This window comes from Paenibacillus herberti (genome assembly GCF_002233675.1).
Classification (GTDB): domain Bacteria; phylum Bacillota; class Bacilli; order Paenibacillales; family Paenibacillaceae; genus Paenibacillus_O; species Paenibacillus_O herberti.
In genome coordinates, this window is record NZ_NMUQ01000004.1 from 128,535 (window position 1) to 152,265 (window position 23,731).

The 23,731-nt window shown below is 54.1% G+C and carries 22 protein-coding genes; 3 read left to right on the plus strand and 19 right to left on the minus strand.

The window, feature by feature from the left end; translation table 11 throughout:
• Positions 1 to 7 precede the first annotated feature (7 nt).
• Positions 8 to 280 (minus strand): YuzB family protein, encoded by a 273-nt coding sequence (locus CGZ75_RS23130; protein WP_176444991.1) that lies wholly within the window; start codon positions 278 to 280, stop codon positions 8 to 10.
• Positions 281 to 401: 121 nt separating this feature from the next.
• Here CGZ75_RS23130 and CGZ75_RS23135 point away from each other — a divergent pair, with 121 nt between their 5' ends.
• Positions 402 to 647: a NifU family protein gene (locus CGZ75_RS23135; RefSeq protein WP_089526748.1), complete on the plus strand. Its 246-nt coding sequence runs from the start codon at positions 402 to 404 to the stop codon at positions 645 to 647.
• Positions 648 to 746: 99 nt separating this feature from the next.
• Here the strand turns inward: CGZ75_RS23135 and CGZ75_RS23140 are convergent, their stop codons facing one another.
• The 16 genes from CGZ75_RS23140 to CGZ75_RS23215 all read right to left on the minus strand — a co-directional run bounded on the left by CGZ75_RS23140 (position 747) and on the right by CGZ75_RS23215 (position 17,341).
• Positions 747 to 1,532 carry an SDR family oxidoreductase gene (locus CGZ75_RS23140; protein WP_089526979.1) on the minus strand — a complete coding sequence of 262 codons (786 nt, stop codon included), beginning with the start codon at positions 1,530 to 1,532 and terminating at the stop codon, positions 747 to 749.
• Between the two features lie 24 nt (positions 1,533 to 1,556).
• Complete coding sequence (locus CGZ75_RS23145) at positions 1,557 to 2,279, minus strand: Cthe_2314 family HEPN domain-containing protein (protein WP_089526750.1); 723 nt, start codon at positions 2,277 to 2,279, stop codon at positions 1,557 to 1,559.
• Between the two features lie 32 nt (positions 2,280 to 2,311).
• Positions 2,312 to 4,084, minus strand: coding sequence for a UbiD family decarboxylase (locus CGZ75_RS23150; protein WP_089526752.1), 1,773 nt, complete (start codon positions 4,082 to 4,084; stop codon positions 2,312 to 2,314).
• Complete coding sequence (locus tag CGZ75_RS23155) at positions 4,084 to 5,010, minus strand: COX15/CtaA family protein (RefSeq protein ID WP_089526754.1); 927 nt, start codon at positions 5,008 to 5,010, stop codon at positions 4,084 to 4,086. Before CGZ75_RS23155 ends, CGZ75_RS23150 begins: the two co-directional genes overlap by 1 nt.
• A gap of 496 nt (positions 5,011 to 5,506) precedes the next feature.
• Positions 5,507 to 5,854, minus strand: a complete 348-nt coding sequence (locus CGZ75_RS23160) for a thioredoxin family protein (RefSeq protein ID WP_089526755.1) — start codon at positions 5,852 to 5,854, stop codon at positions 5,507 to 5,509.
• Between the two features lie 21 nt (positions 5,855 to 5,875).
• On the minus strand, positions 5,876 to 7,483 hold the full coding sequence (locus tag CGZ75_RS23165; RefSeq protein ID WP_089526757.1) for a copper amine oxidase N-terminal domain-containing protein: 1,608 nt from the start codon (positions 7,481 to 7,483) through the stop codon (positions 5,876 to 5,878).
• A gap of 119 nt (positions 7,484 to 7,602) precedes the next feature.
• Entirely contained in the window at positions 7,603 to 9,282 is a 1,680-nt protein-coding gene (locus tag CGZ75_RS23170) for a putative polysaccharide biosynthesis protein (protein ID WP_089526759.1), read from the minus strand.
• A gap of 275 nt (positions 9,283 to 9,557) precedes the next feature.
• The gene (locus tag CGZ75_RS23175) at positions 9,558 to 10,286 is read right to left on the minus strand and encodes a ThuA domain-containing protein (RefSeq protein WP_089526761.1); all 729 of its coding nucleotides are present in this window, start codon (positions 10,284 to 10,286) and stop codon (positions 9,558 to 9,560) included.
• A 73-nt stretch (positions 10,287 to 10,359) separates the two neighbouring features.
• Positions 10,360 to 10,842, minus strand: a complete 483-nt coding sequence (locus CGZ75_RS23180; RefSeq protein ID WP_089526980.1) for a DUF456 domain-containing protein — start codon at positions 10,840 to 10,842, stop codon at positions 10,360 to 10,362.
• A 2-nt stretch (positions 10,843 to 10,844) separates the two neighbouring features.
• On the minus strand, positions 10,845 to 11,603 hold the full coding sequence (locus CGZ75_RS23185) for a Cof-type HAD-IIB family hydrolase (protein WP_245851096.1): 759 nt from the start codon (positions 11,601 to 11,603) through the stop codon (positions 10,845 to 10,847).
• Positions 11,604 to 11,824: 221 nt separating this feature from the next.
• Positions 11,825 to 12,703 carry a metal ABC transporter permease gene (locus CGZ75_RS23190; protein WP_089526982.1) on the minus strand — a complete coding sequence of 293 codons (879 nt, stop codon included), beginning with the start codon at positions 12,701 to 12,703 and terminating at the stop codon, positions 11,825 to 11,827.
• Between the two features lie 7 nt (positions 12,704 to 12,710).
• Positions 12,711 to 13,652, minus strand: coding sequence for a metal ABC transporter permease (locus CGZ75_RS23195; protein ID WP_245851098.1), 942 nt, complete (start codon positions 13,650 to 13,652; stop codon positions 12,711 to 12,713).
• A complete protein-coding gene (locus tag CGZ75_RS23200) occupies positions 13,649 to 14,401 on the minus strand; it encodes a metal ABC transporter ATP-binding protein (RefSeq protein WP_089526763.1) in 753 nt (250 codons plus the stop codon). Before CGZ75_RS23200 ends, CGZ75_RS23195 begins: the two co-directional genes overlap by 4 nt.
• Positions 14,401 to 15,306: a metal ABC transporter solute-binding protein, Zn/Mn family gene (locus tag CGZ75_RS23205; protein ID WP_089526984.1), complete on the minus strand. Its 906-nt coding sequence runs from the start codon at positions 15,304 to 15,306 to the stop codon at positions 14,401 to 14,403. The genes CGZ75_RS23200 and CGZ75_RS23205 overlap by 1 nt, the downstream gene beginning before the upstream one ends.
• Positions 15,307 to 15,654: 348 nt before the next feature.
• On the minus strand, positions 15,655 to 16,881 hold the full coding sequence (locus tag CGZ75_RS23210; RefSeq protein WP_089526765.1) for a transglutaminase domain-containing protein: 1,227 nt from the start codon (positions 16,879 to 16,881) through the stop codon (positions 15,655 to 15,657).
• A 31-nt stretch (positions 16,882 to 16,912) separates the two neighbouring features.
• Positions 16,913 to 17,341, minus strand: coding sequence for a hypothetical protein (locus CGZ75_RS23215; RefSeq protein ID WP_089526767.1), 429 nt, complete (start codon positions 17,339 to 17,341; stop codon positions 16,913 to 16,915).
• A gap of 202 nt (positions 17,342 to 17,543) precedes the next feature.
• Between CGZ75_RS23215 and CGZ75_RS23220 the strand changes: the two genes are divergently transcribed.
• A complete protein-coding gene (locus CGZ75_RS23220) occupies positions 17,544 to 18,797 on the plus strand; it encodes an MFS transporter (RefSeq protein WP_089526768.1) in 1,254 nt (417 codons plus the stop codon).
• A 663-nt stretch (positions 18,798 to 19,460) separates the two neighbouring features.
• The gene (locus CGZ75_RS23225; RefSeq protein WP_089526770.1) at positions 19,461 to 19,835 is read left to right on the plus strand and encodes a toprim domain-containing protein; all 375 of its coding nucleotides are present in this window, start codon (positions 19,461 to 19,463) and stop codon (positions 19,833 to 19,835) included.
• Between the two features lie 111 nt (positions 19,836 to 19,946).
• Here the strand turns inward: CGZ75_RS23225 and CGZ75_RS23230 are convergent, their stop codons facing one another.
• Both CGZ75_RS23230 and CGZ75_RS23235 read right to left on the minus strand, forming a co-directional pair.
• On the minus strand, positions 19,947 to 22,370 hold the full coding sequence (locus tag CGZ75_RS23230; RefSeq protein WP_176444993.1) for a bifunctional diguanylate cyclase/phosphodiesterase: 2,424 nt from the start codon (positions 22,368 to 22,370) through the stop codon (positions 19,947 to 19,949).
• A gap of 152 nt (positions 22,371 to 22,522) precedes the next feature.
• Positions 22,523 to 23,455 carry an AEC family transporter gene (locus tag CGZ75_RS23235; RefSeq protein WP_089526774.1) on the minus strand — a complete coding sequence of 311 codons (933 nt, stop codon included), beginning with the start codon at positions 23,453 to 23,455 and terminating at the stop codon, positions 22,523 to 22,525.
• Between the last annotated feature and the right edge of the window lie 276 nt (positions 23,456 to 23,731).

Here is a 23,731-nt window from a genome sequence, read left to right on the forward strand (position 1 = left end):
AATCGATCTATAAATCGTCGATCAGCTTGTCCAACGCTTCGCGCTGAGCGGCCTTGCGGATAATCCCCTCCTGCAAGGCCGTTTCCAATTGCTCCACCGACTCGGCGCTAATGATCTCGCCGTCAACCATCGCAAACGGCGAAAGATAACATTCGCCGCAATTACCAAGGCATCCGTATTCAATGACCTCATATCGGTCATCCTGTTCTAGAGCGTTCATCAGCCGGTCCGTACCATGATGCATGTTGCCGGAGCAGAATTCGATGACGGGCTTCAGCATCCTTTTACCACCTTTGACTGGAAGCAATTGTCTCGGACTAACCGGCAGCCCGGACGGTACTCGCCTCCATTTTCAATTACGTTGCTTTGTATTATAATAGGTAAGAAAGGAGTTGATTGCAATGAGCGAAAACGCACAAAGCACGATGTATGATGAAGTACTGGATGTTCTTGACAAACTTCGTCCCTTCCTGCAACGCGACGGCGGCGACGTAGAGCTCGTGGATGTTGAAGACGGCATCATCAAGCTCCGTCTCGTAGGCGCATGCGGTAGCTGCCCTAGCTCCACGATCACGCTGAAAGCGGGCATCGAACGCGCCCTGCTGGAAGAAGTTGAAGGCGTACAAGAGGTTGTCCAAGTATTCTAATCAAGCTTTAATATCCGCTTGAACGGAATTGAAACGGCTGGCTCCCTGCATCAGGGAAGCCAGCCGTTTTTTGCTGCGTCTCGCTTTAATCGCGTCGTTTCAGCCTTGAGTAGAGGGCTTGATGCTCGTACGAATCGGATCGAAACCGCCTGTCACATCAATGATGTTGCCGGTCAGGAAGTCCGATTGCGGCAAGCAGAGGAAAGCTATGACACGCGCTACATCCTCACCTGTACCCGGACGGCTTAGCGGCGATTCCTCGTCGGAGATGCCCCTTACGTCGGCAATAGACTTCTCTTTGAAGTCTCCGCGAATATCACCTGGACAGACCATATTAACGGTAATGCCATACTGCCCTTCCTCTACCGCAAGCGTCTTTGTAAAGGAAACGAGACCCGTCTTCGCTGCCGCATAAACGGCTCGATGAGGCCACGCACGCCCCTCCATAGCATGGCCGAAGCCGAAGTGGATGACACGTCCCCAGCCCCGCTCTCTCATGCCTGAGAGCAGATGTCGATCAAGCAGCATTGAACCAAGCAAGTTGCCATGCAGCAAGGCGATGATCTCTTCTTCTTCGTATTCGGCGAACACTCTCCGCTCGCGAATGAACGGGCCGGCATTATTGACCAGAATGTCCACCTGTCCGGTCAGCTCCAGCGCCTGGCGAGCCAGCTTGCCGGTATCACTTGGCACAGCGACATCCGCTTGAATCGCACAAGAGCGTACGCCATAGCGCTTAGCAAGTTCATTTGCCAGTTCATTGGCATCATCGCCGCTAGAACGATAGTTAAGCACGATGTCACAGCCAAAACGGGCCAGCTCTTCAGCCGCCCGTTTGCCCAAGCCTTTAGCGCTTCCGGTAATTAGCGCCGTTTTCCCTTTCAGCTCCACATTGGTCCTCCTTGCGATTTACCCGCCAGCAGGGCTCGGGTTGTGAATCAGGCTTCCCATATACGCAAAAGCCAGCTGCAGGGACGCAGCCACCATGGCTAAGCCGCTTTCCAAATCATCCATCTGGGCACGGATATTTTCCAGAGCGATTTCGTCGCCAAAATTAAGATGCATTTGCAGCAGATCATCCTGCAGCTCGGAATTAAGATTATGAATTTCCTCATTGCGCCGTTTGCGCATGCGAACGACTGGCTTGTCATGCTTGACCTTCAGCTCTGTGAGGGGTCCAGCAAGCGCGGGATGCAGCCCCTTCTCCCTCATCCGGCGTAGTACGGTAAAGTAGGAAAAGCGCTCTTTGAATTCCTCCGTGTGCAGCCCTAAAACATCGTTGAGCAGCATGCCCAGCTTATCCAGCAGGGAGAAGAGACGAATGAAAGCATTTTTGTCAAAATAAACATAGCGTCTGTAGTTCAAGCGCTCTTCTTGGAACATGTCATCCCATGAATCACTCGTGACCATTGCCCCGAATCGGGAGGCGGCATAACAGCTTTGTTCCAGCTCATCCAGAGAAGCGATGAGACCAAGCGTCATGATTTCGCGGGTACGCGCTTTATGATCCCGGTCGCGGCCTTGGAGGGCAAAATCATGAAGGATGGAGGCATAGGTTCCCATAACCCGCGTCGCCTCAGCAATTACGCCTTGCGGTTCAGCAGGCGCTTCACCAAACAATATGCGGAGCATGTTGCCTTACCTCCTCTGCCCTATTTTGTAATTCAAGCTCCAGGGAAGTATTCCTTCCAGCGCTTGTCGACCAACTGCACAATATCTTCACGTGGGAATAACTCGTCTGGATAACCTGGCTTCATACGAGCGTCAATGACAATCGGAAGATGATAAGCAAGATGATGGCGGCGTGCATCGGCAAGAGCGTAAATATCATCCGCCGGGTTAAAACGAGTAAATACCGTCCACAGGAAAGGCGTCTGAGCCGAAGCAACTTCGCTGGCATCGTCAACAAGCACAATTAGCGGCCATTCCGTACCGCGAGCAGCGACGCGTTCCAGCACCTTGGTTGCAAGCTCAGGGTCGGACGCGTAAGCCGCGCCGGAGACGACCAGACAGCCCCTGCAATAAACGGCGATATCGTTAATCTCCGCAATTGGCCCCTCCGTATATTCATAGGGCAGAGTTCGTACAGGATCGCCGACGCCCATCAACAGCGCTTTGCTGCCATGGTTCAGCTTGCCGCTTGTATAGTCCAATGTATCATGGGATGTGTTATCAAAAACAAACAGATCCGTTTCCGGCTGGAAGCGCTCAAGGATCGTTTCCAACAATACATCGAATTTAGAAAGATCGACCGGTTGATCGGTCAACATGAGGAACTTGGTCAGCGTCAGCTGGCCTTCGCCTAGAATGCGGAAGCCAGTTGCCAACGCTTCGCGCGAGTAGCTTTCGCGTACAACGGCTGCTGCCAGTGCGTGAACGCCAGTTTCTGCGTAAGCCCATAGATCCTTAACACCAGGCATAGCCATTGGAAAAGCAGGGCTGAGCAGGCGTTGCAAGTATTCGCCGAGATAGTAGTCCTCCTGGCGCGGCTTGCCAACAATCGTCGCCGGATAAATCGCGTCCTTGCGATGATAAACATGTTTCACATTGAACACCGGGAAATCATGCTGCAACGAATAATAACCGAAATGATCTCCGAACGGCCCTTCTGGACGACGAAGATGCGGCGGCACGGTACCGTGAATTGAGAACTCTGCTTCTGCCGGGATGCGGTGGCTTCCAAGCGGGTCCTGCGTTACGGGCAGCTTGCTGCCGAGAATGAGCGAAGCGATCATCAGCTCTGGCAAATGCTCCGGCACCGGAGCGATTGCAGCCGCGATGAGCGCGGGCGGTCCGCCGAGGAACACGCTGACCGGCAGCTCTTGATTCAGCTGTTCAGCCTCATGATAATGGAAGCCGCCGCCTTTATGAATTTGCCAGTGCATGCCTGTCGTATAATCATCAAAAATCTGCATGCGATACATGCCCAGATTATGCTTTTTGGGATGGTTTGGATGCTCCGTATACACAAGCGGAAGAGTCACGAATGGACCGCCATCCTCCTGCCAGCTAGTTAGGAACGGCAGTCCCTTCAGGGGAGCCTCGCGCCGAACATGCTGAAGGATTGGCGCAGCGCTGTTTGGAACATCTTTCAGCCCGACCTTAAGCAGGTCAAACATCATGCCGCGTTCGCCCCAGATCGCGCTCATTGTCGGTGGAAGCAGTCGTTCGGCGGCGCCGACGACTGTTTTCATCAGCTGCTCCGGCTTCGTGCCGAAGGCTAGATCGACGCGGCGCGCCGTGCCGAACATATTGGTCAGCACAGGGAATGTGCTTCCTTTCACATTCGTGAACAGAAGAGCTGGACCTTCCTGCTCAATAACTCGGCGATGAATCTCAGCGAGCTCCAGATTAGGATCAACCGGCGCATCGATGATCGCCAGATCACCATCGGCGCGTAGCGCTTCCGTGAATTGCTTCAAGTTCGCAAAATTCATTACATTCGTCCTTCCTGCCTTTTCCAAGCCTGGACACCAAGATCAACCAGTATGGAAAACAGTATCGTTACTATCAGATTGTGCACCATATTGGCAAAAATGAACCATTCTTCATTACCGATTGTCAACGTCAGCCATGCACCGCTAAAAATCTGGCATATGACTAAAATAAGGACCCATTTGGCAGAGCGCGTCATCCCGTCACTTGCTCCAGCATACTTGCGCACATGGAGAAATAGCCAGAGGAACAGGAAGAATAACAGCATAGCTCCTATGCGATGAATAAACACATAGCCTGCAGCGCCATTGATTTCGGGAACGACTTGTCCATTGCAAAGCGGCCAGCCAAGGCAACCGCCTCCAGAGTCGGTGTGACGGATAAAAGCGCCAATATAAACAACGACATAACAATAAATACATGCTGTTATCACCAGGGTATAAACGGATCGCGGCACCTTCGAAGCTACAGATGAATCATACCCTTTGCGCATTCGCGCCACCCATATGAGAAGCAATACGGTGGAAGCAACCGCAAGCAGCGAAATTCCGAAGTGCAGCGCCATGACAGGAGGACTTTGGTACCACACAACTGCGGCAGCCCCCATCAAAGCTTGGACAACAGTGAAAAACAGCGATGCGCCCGCATACCAGAGCGGTTCTTTCAAAGAATACCGACGGTAAAGCTTAACAGTAAGCACAAATGTCACGACGACAATAATGCCGACTAAGCCGCTAACGGCACGATGGGAATATTCAATGGCGGTCTCGAGCGTGAAAGCGGGAATAAACTCGCCGTTGCAAAGCGGCCAGTCATCGCCGCAGCCCCGACCGGAGCCAGTATTGGTTACAAGTGCGCCAGCCATAAGTACAGCGAACATGCCGATACAGGACATCCATGCAAGCAGGCGGTAAGCTCGGGAGATCATAATTGTTGGTTGTCACCCCTTCTTCCTATGGATACAACCCTCATTATAGCGGCAAAAAAATGCAAAAGCCATGTTGAAAATGTGACGATACTGTCAGCATTCCAAGGCATAATGGGGGCGTCCAGACATTGTTCTGATGCGGCTTTTCCGGGTTTAGTTTGCCCCATTCCGGGACATCCTCTGCGCCGATTTTTTTGGCAAAAGCTGCGAGTTGTATGGAAGCCTTCTGAGCGTATGAGTTGGTCATGAAATCGGCCGAAAACTGCACACGAGCCGCTGAGTTATGTATGCTGCTGTAAAGGTAAAAAAAGAGGCCGGAGCCAATGGCCCGGCCTCAACATTTGCAATGCTTGGGCGCTTCGCTAGCCCGGCAGCACATGCAGCTGCACCTAAGAGCTAAGCTCCACTGCCGCGCGGTTCGCTTACAGCATACGGGAGCTTGCTCGTCAGAGAGTGCAGCCGCACTTAAGAGCTAAGCTGCCACTGCCGCGCAGCGTCAGTTGTTCGGAAGCGCGTCTGCTACTTCAAGTGCGCGCTCCACAAACTGCTCAATCTCTTCGCGGGATTTGCGCAGCTTGTTTACAAAGCGAATTAGCTCTTTGCCATCGCGGAAAGCGATAAAGCTTGGTATGCCCAAAATATTTAGCTCGGAGCAGAGATCCGGCATATCATCGCGGTCAATTTCTACGAATGAGACGCGGCCTGCGTACTTTTGCTCCAGCTCAGGCATGAATGGATCGATAAAATGGCAATCGGCGCACCAGGTCGTTTTGAACACGGCCATGGTTACACCGCTCTCTCCCGCCAGGCTGCGGAATTGTTCTACTGTGGTCAGCTTCTGCATCCAGCATCTCCCTTTCTTTTTCTACCCTACCTCGCGAGCAATTTCGACGGAGTAGTAATAGGAATCTTTTTCCACGCTTACGGACGCCTTGAGCAACTTGGCAAAATCACGAGCGGGTACAAAAAGCGTTCCATCAACAACCGTCGGCGGGAAGCTCAGCTGTGATTTGACTCCACCTACGTAAGCCACTTTGCTGCCCGTGGCGATCCAGATGGTGTTACCTTTCGCCTCATCGTATATCTTCCACTTCTTGCGTGCTCCGTCATACGTGACAGAAGCATCCAGGCTCGACGTCAAGCTTCTCAGAGGAACGAGCGTTTGGCCGGAAGGCATCGAGATTAGCGATTGGTAACCGTCCGAGTAGAAAACGGCGGACTGTTTGCCAGCCTGCAGTTCGTTTTTGAGCAGCTTATAGGCGTCGGAGTTTTTGTCAAAATCACGAAGCAGGCGGGAAGGACCGGATTCCATCCAGCGCGTTAGATCCCAGCTATCCGAAGCGACCTCTGGACGATCTGCACGAACTGGTCCATCCACGTTCCAGCTGTCCATTTGCACGCGCAGCGACACGGAGCGGATTGGGAATTCATCTTCTTCAGCCATGGCTGGACCAGGCTGCCAGGTCAGCGAGGCATCCAGCTTGCGGATGTCAAGGCTGCCGTCAAGCATCAGATGGACTTTTAGAGCGGATGCTGGAGTGAACATCTCTTCCAGTCCTCCCTCTTCCCGCACTTCCTGCATGGATTCAGCAGCATCCTGCAGGATTTCGTTGAGTGTTTCATTGCCATCGGCGATGAAGCTTTCCTTATCCCCATCCTGCAGAGGCTCGCCGTCCTCATTTAAAGCGTTCATCTCCGGATGCTCCTGCAGCGCCTCGAACAGGCCGTCAAGCATAGCGTTCAGCCCTTGAGAATCAGCCAGAAGCGCCTTGACGTAAGCATGAGCCCAATCAAACATTTCCATGCCGTTCCATCCGGCATCTACTTGCCACATAGCTTTGCCGCCGCCGTAAACATCCTCCGACACAGGTTTCACGTCGAGCCCGCTAGCGTTAGGCAGATTGGAGATCAAGTAACCGCCAACACGATCGACCAGCTTGCGTCCGAACTGGGCCTGCTGCTCCGCTGTGGCAGCAGGAGTTTCTCCGCTTACCACGAGTTCAGATGCCTCACTCGCCAGATCTTCGAGAGAAGCGCCACTTGCCACGTCGCTGCCGAGGTTGAGCAACGATGCTTCGTCCAGCGACAACACGATTGGACGTTTAAGACCGTCCACCCGCATGACCGCTTTGAGCTCATCCTGTTGGATCGAGAAACCGATCCCCTTGCCGCCGATCAGCAGCGCGCCGTTTACCGAGCTGCGCGTAGCACTCTCAACTTTGGCGGAATCGATGCGCAGTCGCAAGTCACGCAGCAGATCCATCTGCTGGCGCTCGCGATCCGTCATGCCTTCATAAGCTTCAGGAGCAAAATCGACGTTCAGCGCAATGCTGCCTCGGCTTTCTTTTGTTTCTGCCTTCAAAGCTTTGCTGATCATAGAATTCAGCTCAAGTCCACCAACGGACTGGCAGCCTGCTGCCACAACCATCAAGAGACAAAGCATACTAATTCCTAAGCGAAACTTCCCCTTCATAGAACCACGTCCCTCTCTCTTCTCTACTTAAATCCTATCTATTCTACCATGGTAGGAAACAGTTGGGAAATGCTAGAGAGAGAGAATGCCTGCGAAATGCGGAGGCCTATAGCCGTGTATCAAGCACTGGCAGCGGATTCCGGAGAGCGACGGCCGAAACGTCTTACGAATGGCAGCAACAGCTTACGCAGTGGACCCGGGAAGCTTTTTGCATCCGCTTCGCGGATTACGCCGAGCGCAATGAGTAAGAAAAGATAGAAGAGGCCGGTGACAATTCCGGTCGCCAATGAACCAGCCAAGAAGACGAGCTTGGCGTTCATCATCGAACCTAACACGCCGCGCACAGTCATATCTGTGCCGAAGCCGGCAACTGCCGTAATGACAGTAGAGATAAGATAAGGCGCCCAACGTTTGCCAAGCACCTGCAGCTTAACTTTTTTACGGATTGCGAGCAGGTTGAGGCCGGTAATGATCATAAAACAAAGCATAGATGCCAGTACAAAACCATAACCACCCATGACTGGTCCCAACAGCATGCTGCCGAAAACCTTAACGGCATAACCGATCAGCGTACTGATCATCGCCGGGCGGGGTGTGCCGATTCCGAACAAGATCGAATTTGTCGTCAGCATTGTAATTTGGAAAATCGTTCCGATCGTCAACGCAGCGACCATGCCGCTTGCATTGGGGTCGGCAAACAGCAGCCCGTTGACGCTATGTGCAGCCACAGTCAGCAGCAGCGCCATCGGCACGCCGGTAAACACAACGATGCGCATAACGAGCGAAGCTTGGCGCTGTACCTCGTCATGCTTGCCGACCGAATATGCTGCGGAGAGCACAGGTAAGATCGACTGAGCGAGCGCGATGGCGAGAATCGGCGGGAGGCCGGCAATCGATTGGCCATTGTAGATCAAGTAGTTCCGAATCTTCTCTGCCGTTTCGCCGTTGACGTAAAAACCTTCAGTCCAACGAATGAAAAAGGACGAGTCGATCAAATAAATGAACTGAACCGTCATCGCCGTAACAACGACCGGAATCGACATCTTGAATATTTCCCTGTAAATGCCGCCCAGCTTAAGCTGGGATGCTGCAGCTCGGGCAGTTCGTGCAGCAGAGATTGCCTCCGCGCCGGCAGCAAGCTGCTCCTCCATATCCGCCTTTTTGAGCTTGCGTGCATAATAGAGCATGACGAGGAAGGCGCCAAGGCTGCCGAATACGCTGCCGAAAGTCGCTGCTGCTGATACCCAAGTATCGCCCCAGCCCCAATTAAATACAGTCACAGCCAGCGCAATACCAAGCAACACACGGGCAATCTGCTCAACAATCTGGGAGATGCCGCCGGCACTCATCATCTGGCGGCCCTGGAAGTAACCGCGCATCATGGCGATGATCGGGAACAGAATTAATGCGGGCGCAATTGCTCGAATAGAGCCTGTCGCTGCCGGTGACTTGACCAAATGCTCCGCATACCACGGGGCAATTATATACAGCACTACGGCTAATAGAACACCGGTAACAGCGCCAAATAACAGGCCTGCACGGTAAATGCGCTGCGCCTCTTCTGGTCGGCCAAGCGCGTAACGCTCCGACACCATCTTGCTGATAGCGCTCGGAATACCGGCGGTAGCAATGACGAGCAGGTACAGGTAGACGTTATTAGCAACCGCCAGGTAACCGGAGCCGCCCCCTGTGAATAAATAGTCCAAAGGAACGCGCTGGAACAGCCCGAGCGCCCGGGCGATGAGTGCCGCCGCCGCGAGGATCAGGGTGCCCCGGATTAGGGAATCTTTTTTGGTCATGGTGAGGTAATCCTTCTTCCTTGCAGATCATCCGATCTGAGAATATCTGAGATCATAACTTCTGACAGTGTATCACAAAAGCCTAGCCTGGCCCAACGGGCGACGCAAAAGGCTCAGGGGATAGAGTTCCCTCCATTCTCATAGTGGTAGATGCTAGCTGTTAAATTAGAGAAGCAGCTCTATTGTCCCAATGAGGCTAGTCCAACTAGCAAAAAAAGCCCGTTCCACCAGCCCAACGGGGCTTGGCGAAACGGGCTTTCAGGCAGGAAAATGGATTAACCTTTAGCGCTGATTGGTTCCAGTGACGGCTCGCTATGGCCGCGTACCGGAGTTGCTGCGCCGGATGGAGCAGCCCATTGAACAGCGTTGGAGATAACCTTCAGCACGTTCGCGTCGTAGTAGGTCGGATGAGTTTCATGACCTGGACGGAAGTAGAAGATTTTTCCTTGGCCGCGATAGAAGGTGCAGCCGCTGCGGAATACGTTGCCGCCTTCGAACCAGCTAAGGAAAACGAGCTCGTCTGGAGCTGGGATGTCGAAGTGCTCGCCGTACATTTCTTCCTGTTCAAGTACAAATTGCTCAGGCAGACCAGAAGCAATCGGATGCGCCGGATTAACGACCCAGATACGCTCGCGCTCGCCAGCTTCACGCCATTTCAGGTCGCAGCCTGTGCCCATGAGCTTTTTGAAGATTTTGGAGAAGTGGCCGGAGTGCAGTACGATCAAGCCCATGCCTTCCATGACGCGTTTATGTACGCGCTCCACGATTGCATCCTCAACGCGATCATGAGCCATATGTCCCCACCAGATGAGCACATCCGTATCGTTAAGCACCTCTTCGCTCAGACCATGCTCTGCATCTTGCAGCGTAGCGGTACGGATTTGCAGATCCGCGCCTGCAAGACCTTTGGCCAATGCGTTGTGGATTCCATCCGGGTATACCTGGCGAACTTCCTCTTGCTCTTGCTCGTGAACGAACTCATTCCAGATCGTAAGTTTTTTCATGGGTCTATCTCCTTCTATGTTCCGAATGTTCCGTAAGCTTAGCTTCCGGTATTTTAGTTATGATTCAAGAAAGCTACATGAGAATCCAAATGACGAACAGGATGATCATCGTCAGTTGGAGAATGATTTTGACCAGCGTGCTGGACAGCAAACCGATTATGGCTCCGAAGCCAACTTTAAGCGACTTGTCGAAGCTCGATCCAACGATCAGTTCACCGATGACAGCGCCCGCCAGCGGTCCGATCAACAGGCCAAAACCGGGAATGACAAACGGTCCGATGATGATACCTATCGTGCTGCCGATAACCGATGCCCGCGAGCCGCCGAACTTTTTGACACCCCAGGCGTTAACGACATAATCGGCGATAAATAGCGCGGCAACGATGATCGTTTGGAGCGTCCAGAATACGAAGCCGAACGGCTTGAAGCTGATGAAAAAGCCATATACGAAAAAAGCCGCATAAATAGCCAATGCTCCCGGCAGAATGGGATAAACCGCCCCTGCCATGCCGACGATGAACAAAACGACAACGAGAATCCAGCCGATGATGTCCATCGTCATCTCACTGTAGCTCCCTTCAGCACGAACTCACGGATGGCATGCGCCACACCATGCTCGTTATTGCTCAAAGTGACGGCATCCGCCGCTTCTTTGACCTCGTCCTGCGCGTTGCCCATTGCGATACCAAGGCCGCATTCGCGGATTGCAGCGATATCGTTCAGGCTGTCGCCGATGGCAACCGCCTCATCCATTGCAATGCCAAGCACACCGCATAACTCGCGAACGGCCGAGGCCTTATTTACGCCAAGCGGGTTAAGCTCCAGATTCCATGGTGATGAATTAGTAATTTCCATCGAGCCCCAGCTTTCGATCTCACGGCGAATCTCCGCACGGATAGCGTCATTTTCAGTGTGATAGCCGAATTTGAGCCAATGCAGATTTTCGTAGTCATTTGCTGGTTCGATCCACTTCTCTTTGTTGAAAATACCTTCCACCGCGTAGCCCCAATACCACGGTTCAACATGGTGCAGAGCAAGCTCATGCAGCCTCCGAAGCTCTCCGGCATTCATGAGCGTTCTCCGGTAAAGCACATGGGGCTTGCTCCAAATCTCGCTGCCATTAACCGTAATGAGCGGCGTCTCCAGCCCCAACTGCTCCGCGAAGGGAAGAGCGCCTTGAAAGCCGCGCCCGGTCGAAAAACATACCGTCACCCCTGCGTCCATAGCTCGGCGAATCCATTCTGCGTTCTCATCGCTTATCGTCTGCTCGTCCGTAAGCAGCGTTCCGTCCATATCTAGCGCAAGCAACTTGTACATGTCGAGCTTTCCTCCCAGCCAAATAAATGGTTTCTGCCATTTTATCATAGCAGGAGAGCATCTCAAAAGCGGATTGGCTTTGCTACAGTTCAAACGTTTGAACTTGCCGGCTCTTTCATTATAGGGCAGCGCTCGCTCCACTTCTCCATTCGATCTTGGCTAATCCTCGTTCGATTTTGGCGTGTCTTTCGGCGGACTGTAAGTTTTGCTTCTAATTTCGGTCAAGCCGTTGAGCGGCTAAGGCGAGTCCGGCGCAATCTGGCGAACAACAGCCCATGCTTCGGCGAGAGCAGGAAGGTGACTGCGAATAATATCGCAGCGGCCGCGACGATACAGCCCGCGATTGATGCGTCCAGCCAAACGGCGAGCGCGAAGCCGAGTACAGTTGAAGCTACGCCGCAAGCAGCGCTGATGAGGATCATGGCGCCGAGTCGGTCCGTCAGTAAATAAGCCGTTGAAGGCGGGATAACGAGTAGGCCGACCACAAGAATCGCGCCGACGCTCTCAAATGAGCTGACCGTGGCGACGGAAACGAGTCCCATAAGCAAATAATGGAACAATGCCGCCGGGATGCCGAGAGCGAGGGCCAACATCGGATCGAATGCGCAGAGCTTGAATTGCTTGTAGAACAGTCCGATGACTGTAAGCACGAGCAGCAGCGTCCCGCCGAGCAGCCAGACGGAGCGCGGTCCGAGATCCATGCCACCAATTTGCAGCGTATTCCAGGCCGTATAGGCAATCTCTCCATAAAGGACGCAGTCCAGGTCGAGATCGACCTGTCTGGCGTTGAGGCTGACAAGTACAACTCCGATTGCAAACAGAGATGTAAAAATAACCCCGATGGAAGCATCACTCTGAATACCGCGATTGTTGAACCATTGAATGAGGAACACGCATAACAGTCCCATGATCGCAGCGGCGACTAGCATGAGGATGGAGTCGCGGGAGCCGCTGATCATGTAAGCGACGACGATGCCGGGCAGCACGGAGTGGCTAATCGCATCACCCATCAGCGCCATCCGGCGCAATATAAGGAAACAACCCAGCACCGCACAGCTGACAGCCGCCAATGAACCAGTCAAAAGAATCCAGAAATCCATGCTCACCTTATCCCGCCTCCTTCACCGATGCCGTTGAGCCTTGCAGAGCTTGCAGTTGCTGGCGGGCGCGGCTACGCGTCAGCCGCATCGTCAGCAGGCCGCGCTTGGTTCCGAACAGCACGGACACGAGGAATACAAAGGCTGCGGCCAGCACGCTGACCGGTCCGGTCGGCAGCTGAAACACCTGAGAGCTGATCCATGCACCGAGCAATCCGCTGATCATGCCGAAAGCACCGGATAACATGATCATCCGATCCAGCCGCTCCGTCCAGAAGCGCGCGGACACCGCAGGTGTGATCAACAGAGCAGCGACCAGAACGACGCCGACTGCCTGAATTCCGGCGACTACGGCTGTTACGACCAGCGCCTGCATGATGAAGTCGAGCAGCGAGGTCGAGAAGCCGGAGCCTTTGGCGAAAGCCGGGTCGAATGCGAGCAGCTTGAATTCTTTGAACAACAAAGTGCAAACGAACGTTAACAGCAAGCTTACGCCGGCCATCAGCTGCACATCAGAACCGACCATCGAAGCAGCCTGGCCGAACAGAAACTTGTCGAGTCCGCTTTGGCTGCCATCTCCGCTATGCTGAATCATCGTGAGCAGGACGATACCGATGCCAAAAAAAGATGAGAGTACAATGCCCATAGCTGCATCCGCTTTGATGCGTGATCTCGCCGTAATGACGCGAATAGCCAAAGTTCCCGCGATGCCTGCAACAATTGCTCCAAGCATGAATACCGGCAGCGACTTAACGCCGGTCAGCAGAAAAGCGACGCAAATACCGGGCAGTGCGGTATGCGCGATCGTATCGCCCATCAAGCTCTGCCGCCGCAGGTACGCGAAACAACCGATCATGCCGCTGCTCAAGCCGAGCAGCATGCAACCGAGCGCGATCCAGCGAAGATTAGGATCCGTTGCTAGCGCGGCTAGAGAATCCCATAGCTGCATCATGCTTCCGCCCCCTTTGCCTGGCCGGTTGCCGCGACCGCGAATGCCACTCGCCCGCCATAAGTGCGCTGTAGATTCGTCTCGGTAAACACTTCAGCGGTAGGACCGAAGGCCTGAACCGTCACATTGAGCAGCAGCACGCTGTCAAAATACTCCGGGACAGTCGCCAAATCATGGTGGACAACGATAACCGTTTTGCCCTCCGAGCGCAGGCGGCGCAGCAGCTCAACGATCGCCTTTTCGGTGGCGGCGTCCACTCCGGCGAACGGCTCATCCATGAAATAAAGATCTGCATCTTGCGCCAGCGCACGAGCGAGAAATACCCGCTGCTGCTGGCCGCCGGACAGCTGACTGATCTGCCGCTCGGCGAATGCCTCCATCCCCACACCAGCCAGGCATTCCATTGCTATCGCTTTCTCCTTGCGCCCCGGCCGGCGGAACCAGCCAAGACGTCCGTATCGTCCCATCATCACGACATCGAGTGCATGTGTCGGAAAATCCCAATCGACCGACTCCCGCTGCGGCACATAACCGATGCGGGTGCGCACATCGCCAATCGGTCGGCCAAAGACGCTCACGCTCCCGCCGAGAGACGGAGTCAGACCTAGAATTGTTTTGATCAGCGTCGATTTGCCGGCGCCGTTAGGGCCAACGATAGCAATCAGCTCGCCCTCTGGCGCTGAGAAGCTGACATCCCGCAGCACCGCCTGGCTGCGGTAAGCGGTGCTCAAGCCTGCCACCTCTAGTATCATCACTGTTTTTCCCCCTTCAATGCTTTCGCGATCGTATCGACGTTATGCCGGAACATGCCGACATACGTTCCTTCCGGCGTTCCTTCCTCACCCATTGCATCCGAGAACAGCTCACCGCCAATGATGACCTCATGGCCGAGCTTGCCTGCGCCCTCCAGAACCGACTCAATAGACTTGCGCGGAATGCTGGATTCCACGAACACGGCCGGAATTTCTCGCTGCACAAGGAAGTCCCGAAGTGCTGAAACATCCTTTGATCCGTATTCTGAGGCCGTGCTCATGCCTTGCAGACCAATGACCTCAAGCCCGTAGGCGCGGCCAAAATAACCGAATGCATCATGCGCTGTCACCAGCACCCTGTACTTTTCCGGCACGGAACCAAGCTGCTCCTGAGCATAATGATGAAGTTGCTGCAGCTCCCGGATATAGGCGTCTGCTCGTTGCCGATACTGGGACTCGTGGGCGGCATCCTCGCTAATGAGCGTGTCACGCACCATCTCCACGGTGAAAGTCCATAAGCTGGCGTCGAACCAGACGTGAGGATCAGGTATGCCGGAGCCCGGCTCACCCTCATACAGCCTCCCCTTGGGCATCGTGTCCGTGACGGCGGCTACTGTTTTCACTTGGCCGAGCTTTTTCAGCACCTCCGTCATCTTCCCCTCCAGATGCAGTCCGCCATAAAAAACGACATCCGCCTCGTCAAGCTTCACCATGTCTCCATAAGAGGCTTTGTAAAGATGGGGATCCACGCCAGGCCCCATAAGCGTCTCCACCTTCACCCGATCTCCACCGACCACCTTGGCGGCATCGGCGATCATGCCTGTCGTTGCCGTAATCGCGATTACGCCGCCCGGCTCCCCAACGCTCTCCCCCTCATTTTTGCCGCAGGCCTGAACGATCAGCATCACGCCAAGCAGCAACAAGCTGCCGATAAACCTCTCCCAACCCTTGCTCCAATGATGCAAATCCCATCGCTCCTATCCCCTATGCGCCACACCAGTCCACTAAACTGCATGGCGTTGCTTTTGTATGTTTATATTACACAAGATTGTTTCTTATGTGCAACATATTTATATTGAGTGAACATATATGCCCTCGAACAACTTTTATTGTACGTTTTACAAAAGAGAGCGCATCGCTCGGACACCACTACGCGCTCCCTTATGCATGCAAAAAGCCGCTTCCGAATGCTGTCTGGAAGCGGCTTTAAAGTTGTCGAATGAAAAAAACACGCCTCGGAAGGCGTGTTTGAGTTAGGCTTTTGCAATATGCGTCTTGTCAAAATCAGGCGAGTCAAACCAATCCCCCGACTGAGCCCAGGTCGCGTCAAGCGGAATCCACTTCGCATTCTCATCGGCAAGCTTGACCTCGTTCCAAGCATGGGAACCAAAGCCCCCTTTTCCATCAGCGCCAAGTCCCGTCACAATTCTGACCTCCAGGCCGACCGAACGAGCCATGATGGCATAAAGCCGGGAAGTGTCGATGCAAACGCCCTTGCGACTGCTGAATGTGTCCTCTGGAGATTGCTCCTTCCACACCCCACGCTCGGTATAGTTGTTGGCCTTGTCCCAATCATAGGCAATTCGCGTGCCCAGCCAGTCGTATAACTTCTCCGCGCGTTCGCGGTCGCCTCCGGCTCCTGCAGTAACCTGCTTTGCCGCCTCGTCGATTTCCTCTGGAATGTAGTTGTCGACGATATCATACTTCCGCTGCATGATCTGCTGCAGTTCACTGCCGACGGCTTCGCTAATAACCGGTCCGCTTTCCGCCAGTAACCCGCCGGCTACCGGCTGTAGCAGTTTGTCAGCCGCTTGGCGATATACTGGCGAACTCTCGATGCCTGACGTCAGCGGAGCTGTTGGAAACAGCGAGACATACAAGAAAAGGACAACCAGCAGCACAAGAGCGCGGCCGATGCCATGCAATCCTCCCAGCAACGCACCAGCGGCATGACTGACGATTCGACCGCCCCCGCCCCAGCGCTCGCTCCGACTCTCTGTCGCGTACTCCTCATCATGCTCTTCCACTCTCTCATCTCTATAATCAGCCTCGCTCCGCCGCGGACGTGATGCGCTCGCGAACAGCCTCCATGCCAGCGGTGTCAATCCAGACAGCAGCAAGCGCAGCAGAATATAAGCTAGCAGGAACAAGACCCCCATGCGCAGTAGAGGCAGATCGCGCACGCTCGTAAGGAATGTATACCAAGCCTGCTCCAGTGTCCCCAGCTCTTGCTGTGGCACTACCACAGTCCGTTGCAACCATGCTGCCGCCGGTTCACTAAAGAGCTGCGCTAGACGGGCTGCGCCGAGCAGCGAGACTACGAGCAGCATCCCTTCCCACAAAAACGAGAATAACCGCATGGAAGAACCTCTTGCCCCACGACGCAATCCTTGCAGCAACGAAAATAAAATCAGCAACAATACAACGAGAGTTACCGGCTCCAGGTTAAGGAGCGTTTGCAGCCATCCCGTGTTGTCCATTCGTTGCTCCTCCCCCTTTTCACACTCTGGCTTAGCTTCCTTGCTTCGCTCCGTCGATCAAAGCACGGATTGTTCCATCAATGCTCCAGGTGCCGAGCGGTGCTCCTTTAAAAGAAACACTCACTTTGTCCTCACCCTTCGTGCCGGTAAGTTCCAAATTGCGAGTCGACACGGTATATGTGCCATCTCCGTTGTCCTTGTACATCGCTCCTGCCGCTTCGCCGGCCATCGCCGTGACGGCCTGATCGCGGACTTTGCCTCCAAGATCGCGGAGATCCTGTAAGTTATACCCACTGTAGAGCACAAGACCGACGACGATTACGGCAGCTAAAGCCCATTTGGCTACGGTTTTCACAATACCGATGACGAGTAGCAGTACAACCAGTCCCGCCGCCAGCACCAGCCAGTTTTCTTCAAAAAATACCTTCCATGTATCCAAATCATATCCAAGAGCATCCATAAGCAAATTCCTCCTGTAATAGCGCGGCCAATCGGCCCTGCACCATGTTCATCCCCAGTCCCCATTATAACCGACCCCTTAGGGAGCGTAAACGCGGCCCGAGACTGGTCAGCGGCATATCCTGTCCAACATGGGCGTACAAGTAGTAGAGCCATGCTTGATCACATCTCAACTGAAGACAGCTGCAAAGGAGGTTTCCGCCGTGAAAACAGCCATCTGGCTGTACCTGTTTCTTTTCGTGGCGATGTTTGACCTGCATGCCCAGTATCCAATTCTGACTCCCTTTGCCGTTTCCCTTGGAGCGGCGCCGTCCTTCATTGGTCTGATGATGGGGCTCTATTCGATCACGCATCTGCCCGGCAACCTGATTGCCGGCTTCAGCATCGACCGCTTTGGCAGCCGCATCTTCATTGCGCTTAGCCTGCTTGGCGCCGGCCTGATCCTGCTGCTGCAGGCGCAGGTTACGAATCCATGGCAGTTGCTCGTGCTACGCTCAATCAGCGGCTTCGTGCTGGCTTTCCTGTCTCCTGCCTGCAGCGCACTGCTGGCAAGGATGGCAACCAATGCGGTGCAACAAGGCCGCCTCATGTCCGGCAGCGGTTTCGTTCATACGCTCGCCTCCGTCGTCTCTCCAGCAGCAGGTGCATTCCTAGTCGCGAGCATCGGCTTCACCAGTGCCTTTTATTTGCTCGGCTGGGTGTTGATCGTCACCGCCATCTGCGCCATCCTGTTCGTGCGGGATCCGCAGACAGACGGTATGGCGAACCCAGCGAGCCCGCCGGGTTCGGCGGGTTCCGTGAGTTCGGAGAATTCGGCGGGTTCGGCGAATTCAGCTCCACAGGGGGCGGGGCAGCAAGGATCGTCTCCAGGCTCAGCCGGATTTGCCGAAGAGGAGCAGGAGCAAGACCGCTTCCCTTGGCTTCTCTATGCTCTACCGGTCGCAATTAGCTGCTCGCAAGGCATCCTTTCCTTCGAGCTGCCACTGATGTCTACCAGCACGGAGGGAATGATGCGTACCGGCCTGCTGTTCTCGGTCGTCAGCCTGGGCGGACTGATCACGCTTAGCATGTTATTTCTGAATCGTGTGCCCGCCTTTACCCGCACGTTATGGGGTGCTCTCATGCTTGCGGCTGTCTACTATGGCATTGCAACAGAAGCTCCACTGCCGCTCGTGTACATGCTGCTTGGAGTCGGTATGGCCAAGGGCATTATTTTCCCCGCATTGTCCACCTTGCTGATTGAGCTCAGCTCGAGAGCTCGTTACGGGCGCACCTTCTCACTGCTGTCAATTGCCTTCTCGGTTGGAGCCTTTCTCGGCCCGATGATCGCGGGGCAAGTACGGGACTTTATATCCCCTTACTTTATCTCTTTCTTCGTGCTCATGCTGGCTGCAGCGATTTTGCCCCTCCACGGCGGCCGCAGAAGAGCTGGCTCCGCAACCGCCCAATTGCGCTGAATCTGGGTGAATGCACAGGGCATAGGCTAACTCGCTACATATACTGCACCATGTCTGACGGAACAGGTGGCCGCGGCGAGCGTGGCCGCCTTCCTAATGACCCCAACAAGTAGCGAAGGGGTGACCAACAAGATGTCTTATGGTGGCGAGTGTAATCAAGGCTGTAATTCTGGCGGCAGCGTGTGGACTTCCACAGGCGCAATTCTGGTATTATTTATTCTGCTAGTCATTATCATCAGCAGCTTCTGCAACTAAACCCAGCAGATACTGCCCCGAACCCCGCTCTCATAAGAAACTTGAAGGCCCGCAGTCTGCGGGCCTTCCTTTTTGTGCTCCGGGCTGGTTTTAGTCGACACATGGCCCTGGCGGGCTGGCAGGTATTGGGCGGCATCTAGAAGAACCAGGAATATGCTGGAAGGTCCTTGCTGAGTACTCGTCTAGCCTAGCTGCTCTGACCGCTTCTAAGGCTATAACGATTCGTTAGCGGATGGAGTTTCACCTCCTCCACTTCCCGATGGCCTGCTTGATCAGTCTTACTTGTGGAACCTGTTACCCTTGAGATTCTTCCGATAGACAAGGTAAAGTTAAGGAATAGCGAATGGGCAATAAGCCGAAGGTAAATCAAAAAAGCTGCGCAAGGCGCAGCTTGAAAGGAGGTCCCCCATGAATACGGTTATTATCGTGGAGGGTAAAAACGATCGCAGTCGGCTGCGCAAGGTACTCAGCGAGGAAGTCACGATTCTGTGCACCTACGGTACGCCGGGATCGATCCAGCTGGAAACGCTGACTAAGCAGGCCGGAGACAGCCAGGTGTTCATCTTCACCGACAACGACTCCTCCGGCAAGCGCATCCGTGGCCTTCTCCGCGACCAATTCCCTGACGCCGAACATATCTATACCCGACGCGGCTATCCCGGAGTGGAAAAGACACCTCCAGAGTATTTACTGGAGCAGCTCCAGAAGGCCGGTTTCGACGAGGAGCTGATATTTCCGGATGCGTCACCAGAACCACGCTGGAATAAAGAGGACGGGCTATGAAGCTCTGAACTTCATGTCCCTGTGCCTCATTGCTCAGAACCTCATGCTAAACCGCCGCATCGCCGACTCAGGATAAGACCCTTCCGTCTCCTCATCTCCCGCATCACTAACTCACGATGAGGCCCGTCCCGTCCCTACTCTTTTCCAGTCCTCACCTTCCAGATCCTCATCCTCCATATCCTCACTCGCCCGACTATCCCGGCTCTCCCCTGGCAAACTGTCCCGCAGCACTTTTCCTATGTGTTCCGCAGACTGCGGCTTGAAAAATAGATACCCCTGAATCTCATCGCAGTTATGCTCTTCGAGGAAACCGAACTGAGGCTCTGTTTCCACCCCTTCGGCGACAACGGACAGATGGAGCCGACGAGCGATCACCAGCATCGCATGAATGATCGCCTCGTCCCGCTCGTCCACACCGATGCCGCTCACGAACGAGCGGTCAATCTTGATTCGGCTGACTGGCAGCCGCTTCAGGTAGCTTAGCGAGGAATGCTGCGTGCCGAAGTCGTCGATCGACAGCAGGATGCCCATATCCTTCAGTTGCTCAAGCGTAGTGAGATTCTCATTTTTCATCGCCATATTCTCGGTAATCTCCAGCTCCAGGAAGCGGGCATCCAGCCCCGTCTGCTCCAGCACATTCCGCACAGTTCCAACCAAATCCGGAGCCGCGAACTGGCGGGCCGACAGATTGACAGCTATCCGCAGTTTAGGACAGCCTGCATCATGCCAAGCCTTGTTCTGAGCGCACGCTGTGTGCAGCACCCACTCCCCTATTTCCACGATCAGGCCTGTTTCCTCCGCAAGCGGAATGAACTGCTGGGGTGAAATTTGTCCGAGCCGTGGATGTTTCCAGCGCAGCAGCGCCTCCAGCCCCGACAGCTTGCCTGTTGCCGTCTCAATTTGCGGCTGGTAGTAAACTTCGAACTCTCCTCGCTCCATCGCGCGCCGCAGCCCGTTACGCAGCTCCATCAATCTTGCTGACTCGGGAGCGACAGTGCCGTCGAACCATCTGTAGTGGTTTTTGCCTTCCTCCTTCGCCCTGTACATGGCGAGATCGGCATGTTGCGTCAGAGCCGGAGCATCCCCTCCATGATCTGGATAAAGTGCGATGCCGATGCTTGTCGTCAGAAAATATTCAGCACCTTGAATAAAGAATGGAGAGCGGAACCGCTCGATGATGGCGGCTGCCAGCCCCTCCGCTTCTTCCCTATCCGGGACAGAAGGAAGCACCACCGTGAATTCATCCCCGCCGATACGGAAATAGGCAGGTCCGTTGTCTGGCAACGGCTCCGGCTGCCCTTCCTTCCGGCCGGTGAGCCGCTCGGCAGCTTCCCGCAACAGCCCATCGCCGCGAATATGTCCGAATGTATCATTGACCAGCTTGAACTGGTCCAAATCCAAATACAGCAGCGTAATTTGGGTTCCAGTACGCTCCGCCTCAGCGATGCTCTCCTTCAAATGCAAGTTGAAGAAGGAACGATTGTACAGCCCTGTAAGCGGATCATGGTAAGCCAGATAGCGAAGATCCCGCTCCTTGCTCTCCAGCATGCGGTTTTGTGCGCGCAATTCCTCCTCAATGGCAAGCAGTTCCTCGTTGGAGGCTTCAATCTCTTCATTCGCCTCCTGAAGCTCCCGAGTGCGCTGGGATACCTTCTCCGCAAGCTTGGTCCGGCTCGTCAGCTGTACATAGACCTGATAAAGGACAAGTGCCATGCATAACAGGGCAAACAGCCTGATCAGCCACAGCTTCATCGCAATCATCTGATGTTTCTCTTGTTTAAGCGCGCCAGCCAGCTCCCACTTGCCATCCGGAACCGAGACAACCTCGCTAAGCTGGTTTTGCTTGAATAACTTCGGATCACCGAGCAGCACTTGGCCGTTTACTCGGAGCGCAACATCGAACAGATCGTTTCGAAAACCTTTTGATATCCCGTCCAGCATCTCTGGCAGATCAATGACAACCGAGACAAATCCCCAAAACTTGTCCTCCGTATAAACAGATTGCCGGGTTACCAAGCCGCTGCCGCCCTGCAGCAGATCGACCGGTCCGATCAGCGTTACGGTCCTGAGTTCTTTGGCTCGCAATGCGTTCTCACGCACCTCTGGGCGTTTGTCCTTGAACAAGTCCGAACCAATTACATGCTCGTTGCCGGTCTGAGGATAAACATACCAAGCCACTCCTTTTGGATAGAGGGAAAGATTGCGGACATCAGGCAGCAGCGGCACAAAATGTCCCGAGAACTGCTCAAATCTTTCATGGTCGACATAACCGTTGGAGCGCAGCTCCATTCCCACAAAAGCCACGAGACTTTCGGACAATAACAGCCGCCGCTCCACTCCGAGCTTCAGCTCATTGGCCTTTGAGGAAAGCTGCACGGAAGCTTCCTTGTAAGCCTCGTTAATAAGTTGCTCCTTATAGAGAGAAGTGCTCCAAGAGATCAACAGGGCAAGCAGAATAAATACTGAACCTAGCAATGACCATTGGGTCAGCTGGTTTTTACGATAGGCCGTGAATCGGCGAATGGCAGCTCTCACATCCGAACTCCCTCCGGGCTCCGCCTCAAGCTGATAGGCGGGCACAATCATGATGTACTTTTACCATTATCGGCATAGCTTGCTAACAAGCGAAGAATGGTCGCACATTTTTTTCTGATTTGGCTAAAAAAGCCCTTTGAGGGTTCATTACGTCAAATGTCGAGCAGCGCAATAACTGCGGTAACCGTTGCAATGCTAAGCACCGTCGAGAGTAGAACTGCCTGAGATGAGAATTCAGGCTCATTATCGAATTCAACCGCGAGCAGCACACTGCTCAGCGAGGTCGGCACCGCCGAGCTGACGATAAGTGCCTTGGCGGCCATGCCTTCGATGCCAAGCATCCACACGGCTAATACTGCCAGCAGCGGGCCGGCAACCAGACGCATTGCAAGCGACAAACTCAGGTCAATCCCCCGCCTCTTGTTCATACCACCACCGCGCTTCATGCTTCCGAGCTGCACGCCAAGCGTCAGCAGAGCTGTGCCGATAAAGGCATTAGCCACATAATCGAGCGGCGTGGATAGATAAATAGGCATCGACACACCCGTCCAATTGAGCGCAAATGCCAGCGGAATTACGTAAATAACAGGCTGGGAAATGATTTGCCGCCGGATGTCAGCGAAGCTGCTTTTATGAGCGTTGACGCTGTAGATGCCGTATGTATTAGGAAGCAGCGACTGCATCATCATAATCAGCACCTGGATGGAGAGCGTGAACGGATTGGCCGCAAAAGCAAGCTGGTTGAGCGGGATGCCATAGTTAGCGCTATTGTAGAAAAGCACGCTGTTGCGCATGGCGGCACGCATGCCTCCCTTGTAACCCCGCAGTCGAATGACTAGCTCCGCAAGCCCGTACTGCATTCCCATGAACAGGGCAAAAAATAGCAGCACCTGACCGATCAGCGCTACCGGAATATCTGTCATATACAACAGCTTGAAAATTACAGCCGGCGAGAACAAGTAAAAGTTCAGCTTGGACAACGTCCGAATATCAAGTGTGAAGATGCGCTGCATGAGCACACCGATCAGAATCATAATACATAGCGGGATAATGTTATTCAGCAGAATGGAGCCTAATAAAGCCATGATGGAAGTACCCTTCTTTCTTTTGACGATAAAGGTTGTTCAAAAAGGCCACCATTGATCACGATGTAAACCAGGAAGCGAACTCGACATCGAATCTTGTGTTCACCTTCGAAGTCCGGTGCTCATGTAGGTTTGCCTACACTCCGCTCCTCCTTCTTCTGGTTCATACAACCTTCTCGGTGCTGAATGGCACCCTTTTTGAACTCGCACTATATAGATAAAAATAAAAAGCCGGCGCGCTCCCGCCTCCCCACAGGGAGACGGCGGCGCTGACCA

Excerpts from the sequence above, each read along its gene's own strand:
- CGZ75_RS23130 (WP_176444991.1), bottom strand. The coding sequence starts at position 280 with ATGCTGAAGCCCGTCATCGAATTCTGCTCCGGCAACATGCATCATGGT.
- CGZ75_RS23135 (WP_089526748.1), top strand. The coding sequence starts at position 402 with ATGAGCGAAAACGCACAAAGCACGATGTATGATGAAGTACTGGATGTT.
- CGZ75_RS23145 (WP_089526750.1), bottom strand. The coding sequence starts at position 2,279 with ATGCTCCGCATATTGTTTGGTGAAGCGCCTGCTGAACCGCAAGGCGTA.
- CGZ75_RS23150 (WP_089526752.1), bottom strand. The coding sequence starts at position 4,084 with ATGAATTTTGCGAACTTGAAGCAATTCACGGAAGCGCTACGCGCCGAT.
- CGZ75_RS23155 (WP_089526754.1), bottom strand. The coding sequence starts at position 5,010 with ATGATCTCCCGAGCTTACCGCCTGCTTGCATGGATGTCCTGTATCGGC.
- CGZ75_RS23160 (WP_089526755.1), bottom strand. The coding sequence starts at position 5,854 with ATGCAGAAGCTGACCACAGTAGAACAATTCCGCAGCCTGGCGGGAGAG.
- CGZ75_RS23165 (WP_089526757.1), bottom strand. The coding sequence starts at position 7,483 with ATGAAGGGGAAGTTTCGCTTAGGAATTAGTATGCTTTGTCTCTTGATG.
- CGZ75_RS23170 (WP_089526759.1), bottom strand. The coding sequence starts at position 9,282 with ATGACCAAAAAAGATTCCCTAATCCGGGGCACCCTGATCCTCGCGGCG.
- CGZ75_RS23175 (WP_089526761.1), bottom strand. The coding sequence starts at position 10,286 with ATGAAAAAACTTACGATCTGGAATGAGTTCGTTCACGAGCAAGAGCAA.
- CGZ75_RS23180 (WP_089526980.1), bottom strand. The coding sequence starts at position 10,842 with ATGGACATCATCGGCTGGATTCTCGTTGTCGTTTTGTTCATCGTCGGC.
- CGZ75_RS23185 (WP_245851096.1), bottom strand. The coding sequence starts at position 11,603 with ATGTACAAGTTGCTTGCGCTAGATATGGACGGAACGCTGCTTACGGAC.
- CGZ75_RS23190 (WP_089526982.1), bottom strand. The coding sequence starts at position 12,703 with ATGGATTTCTGGATTCTTTTGACTGGTTCATTGGCGGCTGTCAGCTGT.
- CGZ75_RS23195 (WP_245851098.1), bottom strand. The coding sequence starts at position 13,652 with ATGATGCAGCTATGGGATTCTCTAGCCGCGCTAGCAACGGATCCTAAT.
- CGZ75_RS23200 (WP_089526763.1), bottom strand. The coding sequence starts at position 14,401 with ATGATACTAGAGGTGGCAGGCTTGAGCACCGCTTACCGCAGCCAGGCG.
- CGZ75_RS23205 (WP_089526984.1), bottom strand. The coding sequence starts at position 15,306 with ATGCTGATCGTTCAGGCCTGCGGCAAAAATGAGGGGGAGAGCGTTGGG.
- CGZ75_RS23210 (WP_089526765.1), bottom strand. The coding sequence starts at position 16,881 with ATGGACAACACGGGATGGCTGCAAACGCTCCTTAACCTGGAGCCGGTA.
- CGZ75_RS23215 (WP_089526767.1), bottom strand. The coding sequence starts at position 17,341 with ATGGATGCTCTTGGATATGATTTGGATACATGGAAGGTATTTTTTGAA.
- CGZ75_RS23225 (WP_089526770.1), top strand. The coding sequence starts at position 19,461 with ATGAATACGGTTATTATCGTGGAGGGTAAAAACGATCGCAGTCGGCTG.
- CGZ75_RS23235 (WP_089526774.1), bottom strand. The coding sequence starts at position 23,455 with ATGGCTTTATTAGGCTCCATTCTGCTGAATAACATTATCCCGCTATGT.